The sequence below is a fragment of the Pseudoduganella buxea genome (genome assembly GCF_009720835.1).
In the GTDB taxonomy this organism is placed as follows: domain Bacteria; phylum Pseudomonadota; class Gammaproteobacteria; order Burkholderiales; family Burkholderiaceae_D; genus Rugamonas; species Rugamonas buxea.
This window is the reverse complement of record NZ_WNKZ01000139.1, coordinates 1-10782: the sequence shown is the minus strand read 5'-3', so window position 1 is coordinate 10782 and position 10782 is coordinate 1. Positions and strand designations below refer to the sequence as shown.

The 10782-nt window shown below is 68.5% G+C and carries 12 protein-coding genes; 11 read left to right on the top strand and 1 reads right to left on the bottom strand.

All coding sequences use genetic code 11. The annotated features are described in order from the left end of the window. The first annotated feature begins 178 nt into the window (after nucleotides 1-178). From GM672_RS26045 to GM672_RS26000, 10 genes are all read left to right on the top strand, one after another. Nucleotides 179-2995, top strand: a complete 2817-nt coding sequence (locus tag GM672_RS26045; RefSeq protein ID WP_155473430.1) for a formate dehydrogenase subunit alpha — start codon at nucleotides 179-181, stop codon at nucleotides 2993-2995. Nucleotides 2996-3035: 40 nt separating this feature from the next. Next, the gene (gene fdh3B / locus GM672_RS26040) at nucleotides 3036-3704 is read left to right on the top strand and encodes a formate dehydrogenase FDH3 subunit beta (RefSeq protein WP_155473429.1); all 669 of its coding nucleotides are present in this window, start codon (nucleotides 3036-3038) and stop codon (nucleotides 3702-3704) included. Further along, nucleotides 3701-3940: a hypothetical protein gene (locus GM672_RS26035; RefSeq protein WP_229417956.1), complete on the top strand. Its 240-nt coding sequence runs from the start codon at nucleotides 3701-3703 to the stop codon at nucleotides 3938-3940. Before fdh3B ends, GM672_RS26035 begins: the two co-directional genes overlap by 4 nt. 11 nt (nucleotides 3941-3951) lie before the next feature. Further along, on the top strand, nucleotides 3952-5067 hold the full coding sequence (locus tag GM672_RS26030; protein WP_155473428.1) for a formate dehydrogenase subunit gamma: 1116 nt from the start codon (nucleotides 3952-3954) through the stop codon (nucleotides 5065-5067). Next, nucleotides 5067-5495 (top strand): hypothetical protein, encoded by a 429-nt coding sequence (locus tag GM672_RS26025; RefSeq protein WP_155473427.1) that lies wholly within the window; start codon nucleotides 5067-5069, stop codon nucleotides 5493-5495. Before GM672_RS26030 ends, GM672_RS26025 begins: the two co-directional genes overlap by 1 nt. A gap of 13 nt (nucleotides 5496-5508) precedes the next feature. Further along, a complete protein-coding gene (locus GM672_RS26020) occupies nucleotides 5509-5934 on the top strand; it encodes a hypothetical protein (protein ID WP_155473426.1) in 426 nt (141 codons plus the stop codon). Beyond that, nucleotides 5931-6389 carry a DUF3305 domain-containing protein gene (locus tag GM672_RS26015; protein WP_170300254.1) on the top strand — a complete coding sequence of 153 codons (459 nt, stop codon included), beginning with the start codon at nucleotides 5931-5933 and terminating at the stop codon, nucleotides 6387-6389. The genes GM672_RS26020 and GM672_RS26015 overlap by 4 nt, the downstream gene beginning before the upstream one ends. Then, entirely contained in the window at nucleotides 6382-6969 is a 588-nt protein-coding gene (locus tag GM672_RS26010) for a DUF3306 domain-containing protein (protein ID WP_155473425.1), read from the top strand. The genes GM672_RS26015 and GM672_RS26010 overlap by 8 nt, the downstream gene beginning before the upstream one ends. Beyond that, complete coding sequence (locus GM672_RS26005; protein WP_155473424.1) at nucleotides 6966-8582, top strand: 4Fe-4S binding protein; 1617 nt, start codon at nucleotides 6966-6968, stop codon at nucleotides 8580-8582. The genes GM672_RS26010 and GM672_RS26005 overlap by 4 nt, the downstream gene beginning before the upstream one ends. Nucleotides 8583-8751: 169 nt before the next feature. Continuing rightward, entirely contained in the window at nucleotides 8752-8967 is a 216-nt protein-coding gene (locus tag GM672_RS26000; protein ID WP_155473423.1) for a hypothetical protein, read from the top strand. A 55-nt stretch (nucleotides 8968-9022) separates the two neighbouring features. Here the strand turns inward: GM672_RS26000 and GM672_RS25995 are convergent, their stop codons facing one another. Continuing rightward, nucleotides 9023-9877 carry a 2OG-Fe(II) oxygenase gene (locus tag GM672_RS25995; protein WP_155473422.1) on the bottom strand — a complete coding sequence of 285 codons (855 nt, stop codon included), beginning with the start codon at nucleotides 9875-9877 and terminating at the stop codon, nucleotides 9023-9025. A 186-nt stretch (nucleotides 9878-10063) separates the two neighbouring features. Here GM672_RS25995 and GM672_RS25990 point away from each other — a divergent pair. After that, the coding region (locus GM672_RS25990) for a TonB-dependent receptor plug domain-containing protein (protein WP_229417955.1) at nucleotides 10064-10782 on the top strand (719 nt) is incomplete at its 3' end.

The window sequence follows — 10782 nt, the reverse complement described above, 5'->3', positions numbered from 1 at the left end:
TGGTGGCCGGGCAGGCGCCGGCGGCCGAAGCCGTCGCCGTGGCGGCGCCCGAGGCGGCGCCCGCATCGCGCGGCTATCACGAGACCGAGCATATCCGGCGCTATTACCAGACCGCCGCGTACTGGTAGGCCCGGGCTTGCCCGGGCCAGCCAGCCACCAGCCAGCCAAGGAACACCACATGTCACTGCAGAAAATCACTCCGGACGAGGGCCGCCGCCGCCGCCGTTTCCTGATCGGTGCCGGCGTCACGGCCGGCGCGGGCGCGCTGGCGCGGCACCTGCCGCTGACGGTCATGCAGCCGGCGACGGCGGCCGAGACGGCGCCGGCGGCGAAGGTCGAGACCAAGCACACCGTCTGCACCCACTGTTCGGTGGGCTGTTCGGTCGAGGCGGTGGTCAGCAACGGCGTGTGGATCCGGCAGGAACCCGCCTTCGACTCGCCCCTGAACATGGGCGCGCACTGCGCCAAGGGCGCGTCGGTGCGCGAGCACGGTTTCGGCGAGCACCGGCTGCGCTATCCGATGAAGCTGGTGAACGGCAAATACGAGCGCATCTCCTGGGACCAGGCCATCAACGAGATCGGCGACCGCCTGCTGGCCCTGCGCAAGCAATCCGGACCGGACGCGCTGATGGTCATCGGCAGCTCCAAGCACAATAACGAGCAGGCCTACCTGCTGCGCAAGTGGGTGTCGATGTGGGGCTCGAACAATGTCGACCACCAGGCCCGCATCTGCCACTCCACCACCGTCGCCGGCGTCGCCCAGACCTTCGGCTACGGCGCCATGACGAACTCGTTCAACGACCTGCACCACAGCAAGGCGGTGCTGTTCATCGGCTCGAACCCGGCCGAGGCCCACCCCATCTCGATGCTGCACTTCCTGCACGCGAAGGAACTGGGCGCGAAGATGATCGTCATCGACCCCCGCTTCACGCGCACGGCGCGCTTCGCCCACCATTACGTGCGCGTGCGGCCCGGCACGGATATCGCACTGGTGTGGGGCATCCTGTGGCATATCTTCGCCAACGGCTGGGAAGACAAGAAGTTCATCGCCGACCGTACCTACGGCATGGAGGAAGTGCGCAAGGAAGTGGCGAAATGGACGCCCGAGAAAGTCTCGGACGTCACCGGCGTGCCGGAAGCGGCCGTGCGCACCACCGCCGAGATGCTGGCGCTGAACCGGCCATCGTCCGTGGTCTGGTGCATGGGCATCACGCAGCACCACGTCGGCACGGCCAATGTGCGGGCCCTGTCGATCCTGCAGCTGGCGCTGGGCAATATCGGCGTGCCGGGCGGCGGTGCCAACATCTACCGGGGTCACGACAATGTGCAGGGCGCCACCGACGTGGGGCCGAACGCGGACTCGCTGCCCGGCTACTACGGCCTGGCCGAAGGGGCGTGGAAGCATTTCGCCACCGCCTGGGGCGTCGACTACAGCTGGCTCCTGAGCCGCTACGGCTCCAAGGAACTGATGGAAAAACCGGGCATCACCGTGTCGCGCTGGTTCGACGCCGTCAACGAGGAAGCCCAGTACATGGACCAGCCGACCAACCTGAAGGCGGTGTTCTACTGGGGCCATGCGCCGAACAGCCAGACCCGCCTGCCGGACATGAAGGCGGCCATGCAGAAGCTCGACATGCTGGTGGTGATCGACCCCTACCCGAGCCTGACGGCGGCCATGCACGGCCGCCAGGAAGGGGTGTACCTGCTGCCGGCCGCGTCGCAGTTCGAGACGCAGGGCTCCGTGACGGCGTCGAACCGCAGCATCCAGTGGCGCGAGAAGGTCATCGAGCCCCTGTTCGAGTGCAAGACGGATCATGAAATCATGTACCTGTTCGCCCGCAAGCTGGGCTTCCACGAGCAGCTGTGCAAGAACATCAAGGTGGTCATGAACGAGCCGGTGGTGGAAGACATCCTGCGCGAGATCAACCGCTCGTGCTGGACCATCGGCTACACGGGCTGCTCGCCCGAGCGCCTGAAGCTCCACATGGAGAACAAGCACACCTTCGATCCGACCACCTTGCGGGCCGAGTCGGGCCCCTGCAAGGGCGACTACTATGGCCTGCCGTGGCCATGCTGGGGCACGCCGGAAATGAAGCACCCGGGCACGCCGATCCTGTACGACCTGTCCAAGACCATCGCCGAAGGGGGCCTGCCGTTCCGCGCCAACTGGGGCGTCGACAAGGACGGCGTGTCGCTGCTGGCGGCGGACGGTTCGACCAACCGCGACAGCGAACTCGATACGGGCTACCCCGAGTTCGACCACGTGTTCCTGAAAAAACTGGGCTGGTGGTCCGAGCTGACGCCGGCCGAACAGGCCCAGGCCGAAGGCAAGAACTGGAAGACGGACAATTCGGGCGGCATCATCCGCGTCGCCATCGCGCACGGCTGCGCCCCGTTCGGCAACGCGCGGGCCCGCTGCCACGTGTGGAACTTCCCCGACCCCGTGCCGGTGCACCGCGAGCCGCTGCTGTCGCCGCGCCGCGACCTGGTGGCGAAGTACCCCACGTACGACGACAAGGCCAATTTCTGGCGCCTGCCGACCCTGTACAAATCCGTGCAGGCGGTCGATTTCTCGAAGGACTACCCGCTCGTCATGACGTCGGGCCGGCTGGTCGAATACGAGGGCGGCGGCGAGGAGACCCGCTCCAACCCGTGGCTGGCCGAGCTGCAGCAGCACATGTTCTGCGAGGTCAATCCGCAGGACGCGGCGCAGATCGGCGCCACCCTGGGCGAATACATCTGGATCGAGACCCCCACCGGCGCGCGGCTGAAGATGATGGCCATGGTGACGCCGCGCGTCCCGGCCGGCATCGTCTGGATGCCCTTCCACTTCGGCGGCTGGTGGATGGGCGAGGACCTGGAAAAACACTATCCGGAAGGGGGCGCGCCGGAAGTGCGGGGCGAGTCCGTCAACACGGCATGGACGTACGGCTACGACGCCGTGACGATGATGCAGGAAACCAAGGTATCGCTGTGCCGGCTGGCGCGCGCCTGAAGTCAACGGGATGGAACGGGAGAACGGCATGGCAGCACGAATGAAATTTATCTGCGACACGGAGCGCTGCATCGACTGCAACGGCTGCGTGACCGCCTGCAAGAACGAGCACGAGATCCCATGGGGGATCAACCGCCGCCGCGTCGTCACGATCAACGACGGCGTGCCGGGCGAGCGCTCGGTGTCGGTGGCCTGCATGCATTGCACGGATGCGCCGTGCCTGGCCGTGTGCCCCGTCAACTGCATCTACCACACGGAAGACGGCATCGTCCTGCACAGCAAGGACCAGTGCATCGGCTGCGGCTACTGCTACTACGCCTGTCCGTTCGGCGCGCCGCAGTTCCCCGAGACGGGCCTGTTCAACCACCGCGGCAAGATGGACAAGTGCACCTTCTGCGCCGGCGGGCCCGAGCCCGACACGTCGGAAGCGGAATTCAAGAAGTACGGCCGTAACCGCATCGCCGAAGGCAAGCTGCCTGCCTGCGCCGAGATGTGCGGCACCAAGGCGCTGCTGGCCGGCGACGCCGACACGGTGGCGCGGATCTACCGCCAGCGCGTCGAGACGCGCGGCTACGGCCCCGAGCTGTGGGGCTGGAAGATCGCCTACGGCCGTCCCAAGCGGGGCGGCGAGAGCCAGGTGCGGGGCGACCTGCCGCGCGAGAACCAGCAGACCAGCGACGCCCAGAACGATCCGTGGAGGATTCCATGAAGGCGCGGCGCCGGGTCTCGATGGTGCGGGCGCTGGTGCTGCCGTTGCTGCTGCCGCTGGCGCTGACGGGCTGCCTGGAAGCGGAACAGCATCCGGCCTGGAAGGAGGGTGCGTACGCCGGCAAGAAGGACCCGCGCCACTACCAGACGCGTTTTCATGGCGACCGGCTGTCCTGGATGGCGACGATCATGAACCGCAACGACAAGCAGAACGAATACAACCGGGCCAACCCGTGAAGGAGACAGTCATGCGCGACCAACCCTCCACGCTCGTGACGCGGGCAAGGACGCCCTTCCACCGCCGGCCGCTGGCCTGGCTGGTGACCTTGACCCTGACACTGTTCCTGCTGGTGGCGGCGCAGGGCGCCTGGGCCGGCGTGCCGAACAAGGACGCCGTGCCGGCCTATGCGGAAGAACAGACCATGCTGCAGGTGGAAGCCGATTCGCGCACGCCCGAGCCGGGCCTGGGCTCGACGGCCTCGGGGCGCGTGCACATCGACCGCCACTACCTGGGGCAGTACGGCTCGACGGAGGCGAACGTGATCGTCCAGCGGGGCGGCAATACGTGGCGCGAGCTGCGCAACGGCCCCATCGCTACCTTCGCCGGCATGCTGCTGGTGCTGGCCCTGCTGGCCATCTTCGTGTTCTACAGCGCGGTCGGCCCGGCCCGCACGGATGCCCCCGATTCCGGCCGGCGCCTGCAGCGCTTCAGCCAGTGGGACCGCTGGGTGCACTGGGCCACGGCGATCAGTTTCCTGCTGCTGGCCGTGACGGGCCTGATCATCCTGTTCGGCAAGGTGATCATGCTGCCGTGGATGGGCCATGACGTCTTCGCCGCCGTCGCCTTCGTGTCGAAGTACCTGCACAACTTCGCCGGCCCCCTGTTCATCGCCTGCTCGGTCGCCATGTTCTTCACCTACCTGCGCCGCAATTACCTGCGCAAGGCGGACTGGCAGTGGGTCAAGCAGGGCGGGGGCCTCGTCACCCACAAGCACGTGCCGGCCGGCTTCTTCAACGCCGGCGAGAAGGCCTGGTTCTGGCTGGGCGTGTTCTTCCTGGGCCTGGTGATGTCGATCAGCGGCCTGGTACTGAACTTCGCCGTCGGCCAGACCCGCTATGTCATGCAGGTGGCGAACTACCTGCACCTGCTGGGCGCCACCTTCTATATCGTCGCGTCGATGGGCCACATTTATATCGGCACGCTTGGCACGCCGGGCGCCTACCGCGCCATGCGCGAAGGCCACGTCGACGAAGAATGGGCCAAGGCCCACCACCAGCTGTGGTACGACGAGGTCAAGGACGGCGCCGCCGCGCCCGTCTCCGGCACCGTGCGCGGCCCGGGTCCATCGCCGAGGGGGCACTGATGAAAGCACTCGCCTTGATCGCCGCCGTGGCCGTGCTGGCCACTGGCTGCGGCCGTGACGACAAGCCGGTGGCCAACGGCATCGTCCAGACCAAATTCCCCGGCCAGGTGTCGGCCGGCGGCGCCACCAGCGGCCAGATCATCGCCGCCACCAGCAGGCCCGTCACGGATGCCACCTACGCCGGCGGCACGCCCGGCATCGCCGGCGGCTCGGGTGGCACCACGTCGGGCGCGGCCACGGCCGGCACCGTGCAGGAATCCGGCCAGGGCCCCTCGTCCGGCACCAGCAAGCCGGAAAGCGCGGGCCGGCCGGGCACGACGCTGCCGCCGGGCGACATGGGCAAGCCCGCGTCGCCAGGGCACGAGGTCGGCGCCGGTGCACCGGCGGCGCACCGCGACCCTGCCGCAGGCGCGGCGAAAACCCATTGAACGAGGAGCCGACATGAAACGTACGCCGCACATCGGGATCATGCGTCTGCTGGGCATCGCCGCCATTGCGCTGGTGACCGGCGCCGCCCATGCCGCCCTGCCGGCGCCGAATCCCCAGCAGGCGGCGCTTGCCGCGCAGAAGAAAGCCGCAGCCGACGCCCAGGCCCAGAAGGACAAGGAAACCCTGCTGGCGACGATGGATGCCATCAGCGACCGCTGGCGCGCCCGCGCCGCCAAGGAAGGCTGGCCGACGCATGCGCCCGTGCCGGTGGCCGCGCCCGCCGCCGCCGTCAGCGCGCCGACCACCGCGGCAACGACAGCGCCCGTGGTGGCCGTGCGCAGCGAGAAGGCCGGCACGGCCGCTCCCAGCGAGGACATCAAGAAGCGCCAGACCCAGGCCGTACCGAAAGGCACGCCACCGACCGTGAACGCCAAATGAAACTGGGAAGCATGCCGATCGCGGTGATCATGCAGCGCCGCACACCGCAACACCGCTGGGCCGGCGAGGCCTGGGCCGCCGTCGGCATCGTGCCGGACCGCGCCGTCCACCCGGCCGGAACGCCGCCGCCCGTGCAGACCTTGAGCGCCAGCCCCGAGCGGGACTACTACCTCGTCTCCGGGCTGGAGCTGGAGCTGTACCCGGACGAGAACGAAGGCTACTTCGAGAACTTCATGGCGCCGGAATCGAAGGTGTTCGTGCTGTGGCGGATGGAGCAGGGCCGCGCCATGCCGGTGCGCGCCTCGGTCAGCTACGTGGAAGGCACGCGCATGTTCGATTCGGGCGAATCGGCCGACGGCGTGCCGATGCCGGCCGAGATCCAGGCCTGGCTGCAGGCCTACCTGCAGGCGCATTACCAGCCACCGAAGCCGCGGCGCGGGCGCCAGCATGGCTGACGGCGCCATCGAGGACGGCGGCTTCCTGCGGCGCTGGTCGCGCCTGAAGGCGCGCGAGCAGCAGGGGGCGCAGCCGGTCGCGCCGGCCGCCCCCCCATCGACGCTCGTGCCGGCGGCGGAAAGCGCACCACCGGCGGCGCTGCCCACCCTGGAAGACGTGGCGCGCCTGCAGTCCGACGCCGACTTCGGCCGCTTCGTCGCACCAGGGGTCGACGCCACCGTGCGGCGCCTGGCCCTGAAGAAAATGTTCGCCGACCCCCACTTCAACGCGATGGACGGGCTGGACATCTATATTGGCGACTACAACAAGGCCGACCCGATTCCCGCCGCGATGATGGCCGCGCTGAAGCACGCACGCAGCGTGTTCGGCGGCGCGGACGAGACGAAGGACAAGCCGGAAGGCGAAACGACGCAGGCAGGCGACGAGCCGGCGCAAACCACACCCGCCGGCACCGTGCCCGAACATCCGACCGAGGCCGACCCGGCATCGTCCACGCATGCCGACCCGGCCGAACCGGCCGGCGCCAACGACGCCGAAGACCCCGGCACCCCAACCACCCCCGTAGAAACGAAGTCATGAACGTACCATTCCAGGAAGGCGCGGATTGCCCCGAGCTGCATGCAACCTTGGCCGCCGTCCGCGCGCTTGAAAACCTGCCGCCGACCCAGGCGGTCGATGCGGTAGCCTACCGCTCGAACGGCAAGACCCTGGTGATCGGCCCGGCCGCGCAGGCACTGCCGCTGGCCGATTACCTGGCGCAGGCCCTGTTCGTCACCGTGCTGCTGCGCGACGAGACGCCTGCCGCCTTCGATCCGCGCGCCTACGCCGTGCTGCAGGCCGACGCCATCGCGCTGACGGGCTGGCTGGGCGCCTTTGCCGTGCGCTGGCAGGCCACGGGCGAGGCGGCGCGGCAGGACTCGTTCGACCTGGTGCTGGACCTGGACCGTGCGCCGCTGATTGCCACGCACCAGCCGCCGAACGGCTATTTCGCGCCCGGCGCCGACCCGCTGGCGCGCCGGGCCGCGGCCGACGCGCTGCTGGACATGGTGGGCGAGTTCGAGAAGCCGAAGTATTTCCTGTACAAGGAAAGGCTGTGCGCCCATGGCCGCAACACGCTGGTGGGCTGCAATGCCTGCGTCGACATCTGCTCGGCCGGCGCGATTACCGGCGCGGGCGACCTGGTCAAGATCAATCCCTACCTGTGCGCCGGCTGCGGCGCCTGCGGCACCGTGTGCCCGACGGGCGCCCTGTCGTACGCCTATCCCACTCCCGGCCAGATGGGCCGGCGCATGAAGACGGCGCTGCGGGCCTACCGCGAGGCGGGCGTGCCGGCCGCGCCTCCCGTGGTGCTGTTCCACGATGCCGGCCGGCCGCCCGCGCAACTTGAAGCCGGCATCATCCCGTTCCCCGTGCACCACACGGCATCGACCGGCCTGGACCTGTGGCTGACGGCGCTGGCCTACGGCGCCGGCAGCGTCGCCGTGCTGTTGGCCGGCGGCGAGGCGCCCCAGTACGGCGAGGCGCTGGCGCGGCAGATGGCCATCGGCCAGGCCATCATGGCCGGGCTGGGCTACGCCGGCCCCCACTTCTGGCTGTTCGACCCGGCCAACCCGGCGCAGCCCGTGCCGGGGCAGGGGCCGGACCAGGTCGCCACGTTCGACGTCGCTGCCGCCAAGCGCGATACGCTGGAATACGCGCTCGACCACTTGCAGCGCCACGCGCCGGTGCAGCCGGAAACGGTGGTACTGCCGCCCGGCGCCTCGTTCGGCGCCATCGCCGTCAACCGCGATGCCTGCAGCCTGTGCATGGCCTGCGTGGGCGCCTGTCCCGCCTCGGCCCTGCTGGGCGGCGACACCTTGCCGCAGCTGCGATTCGTCGAGAAGAATTGCGTGCAGTGCGGCCTGTGCGCCAACACCTGTCCGGAAGACGCCATCGCGCTGGTGCCGCGCATGTCGTTCGCCGCCACGCGCAACACGCCCGTGGTCATGCACGGCTCCGAACCCTTCCACTGCATCTGCTGCAACAAGCCCTTCGGCACCTTGCAGATGATCGAAACGATGCTGGCGAAGCTGTCCCAGCATGCAGCCTTCGCGGGCAACCTGGACCGCATGAAGATGTGCGGCGACTGCCGCGTGATCGACATGATGCGTCCGCAGGACGAGATGAAGGTGATTCCGCTGCGCCGGGGTTGACCCGGGTTCGTTGCAGGATTGTTGTTCCGGTGCGATGTCCCCGTCGCACTGCGTGAGGCCGCGCACAGTTCGCGCCCCCGGCGCACGGCATACTCGGCCTTGTCGGGAGCGGATATCAGATCACAAGGCCGGGCGGAGCCCGCCGCCGGCCATAAACGGGGAGGCTACCATGCTGGAAACATTGATGATGCAGTCCAATGCCGTCGAGTACAAGGGCTACGAGATCTGCCTGGGCTCGGTCTACAAGGATGGCGAACCGCTGTTCCATTATTACGTGCCGCTGGGCGAGCGCGATGGCGGCGTCGAGCAGGGCAAGCGCATCATCGACCAGATGGGCCCCGAGCGCAGTACCGGCGTCTCGGGCTCGATGAGCCTTTCCAGCTGAAGTAACGATAGCAGCTGAAGGGCGGCGCCGGCAGCACGCCGCCAGCGCCGCGTCGTCAACGGAATACGTCCTGCCGCACCCACTTGGTGGCCACCCATTTCTCGCCCGCGCCGACGGGCGCGCCGCCATGCAAGGTGGCGGCATCGAGCTGGCCGTCCTCGTTCATGTATTCGAAATAGACGGCCGCGCCTTTTTTCGGCACCACCGACAGCCCCAGTTGCGGGAACACGGTGTCGCCCGCGTCCTCCACGTCGTTCAGGTAGATGATCAGGGTGGCCACGCGCTGGCCGCCGCGTCGCAAGGTGGCGGCGAAGCCAGGGCTTGCTGGTTCGAAATAATCCGGGTGGGGCCGGTACTCCGCGCCGACGCCGTAATGCAGCACGTGCAGCGCCTCGCCGTTCTCGACGGGGCTGTTGGTGATTTCCGCGATGCGCCGGTTCAGGCGCCGCAGCAGCGCGCTGTCGGCTTCGGGCAGGAAGGCGCCGCTGCTGGTGCGGGTTTCGCGCACCTGGTTCTTGCCCGTGGCCGGGCTCAAGGTGGCGGACGGCGCCAGCTTGTCGCGCGCCAGGGCGATGACGGCGTCGCATTCCTCGGCCGACAGCACATTGTCCAGCACGGCTACCACCGGTTCGTTCAGCCGCACCAGCACGCGCACGTCGCGGTCGCTGGTGCGGATCAGGTTGCCCTGGTGGCAGATGCGGGGCGTGCCGTAGCGGTAGGGTTCGGCGGCAGGGCGCCGTTCGCCGGCGGCGCGCTGGGCGAAGCGTGCGGCAATGGCTTGTTCGGCGAAGGCGCTGTCATAGTTGGCGGCCACCATCGCGGCCAGGATGTCATCCGGGCGGCAATCCTTCTCCACGCTGGCATCGAGCCAGCGGTCCCATTCATCGGGTAAATGCGTGTACTTTTCCATGGGCCGACAGTATAGCGAATCCGGCCCGGCCGGGCTGCCGCGCTGCCGTGTTCCTGACGGCGCCTGCAGTGTGGCGAAAAAGCGTCGCGTTTCTTTTTTTGCAAAGCTGTCAGCTCTACCGTATACGGATGCAGGATGGAAGTGCTTATAATCGCTGAGGACAATCGGGATGGCAGGCCCACGGCTATGCATATAATCAGAAAACGTCCACTCGCCCTGGCGGCGGGACTGGTCCTGGCTTCGGCGGCCATGGCCGGAGAGGCGCAGGCGCAGCACACGCAGGATGTACCGGGGTCCGCCCCGCTGCTCGACATCGCCGACCTGTCGCTGGAACAACTGAACAACGTCGTCATCACGTCCGTGTCGCGCCAGGAGGAACGCCTGGCCAACGCGGCCGCTTCCGTCTTCATCATCAGCGCGGGCGACATCCGCCGCAGCGGTGCGCGCTCGCTGCCCGAGGCGCTGCGCCTGGCACCGAACCTGCAGGTGGCGCGCCAGAGCGCGCGCGACTATGCGATCACGGCGCGCGGCTTCAACGGCCCGTTCTCGAACAAGCTGCTGGTGCTGGTCGACGGGCGCAGCGTGTATTCGCCCCTGTTCTCCGGGGTGTTCTGGGATACCCAGGATGTCGTCATGGAGGATATCGAGCGCATCGAAGTCATCAGCGGCCCCGGCGCCACCATCTGGGGCGCCAACGCCGTCAACGGCGTCATCAACGTCATCACCCGCTCGGCCAAGGACACCCAGGGCGGCCTGGCGGCGCTGTCGGCCGGCAGCCGCGAGCGCGACGCCACCGTGCGCCATGGCGGCACCCTGGCCAGCGGCGGCCACTACCGGGTCTATGGCCGCGTGGTCGACGTCGACGACAGCGAACGGGCCAGCGGCGCCGCCGACGGTTCCGGCCT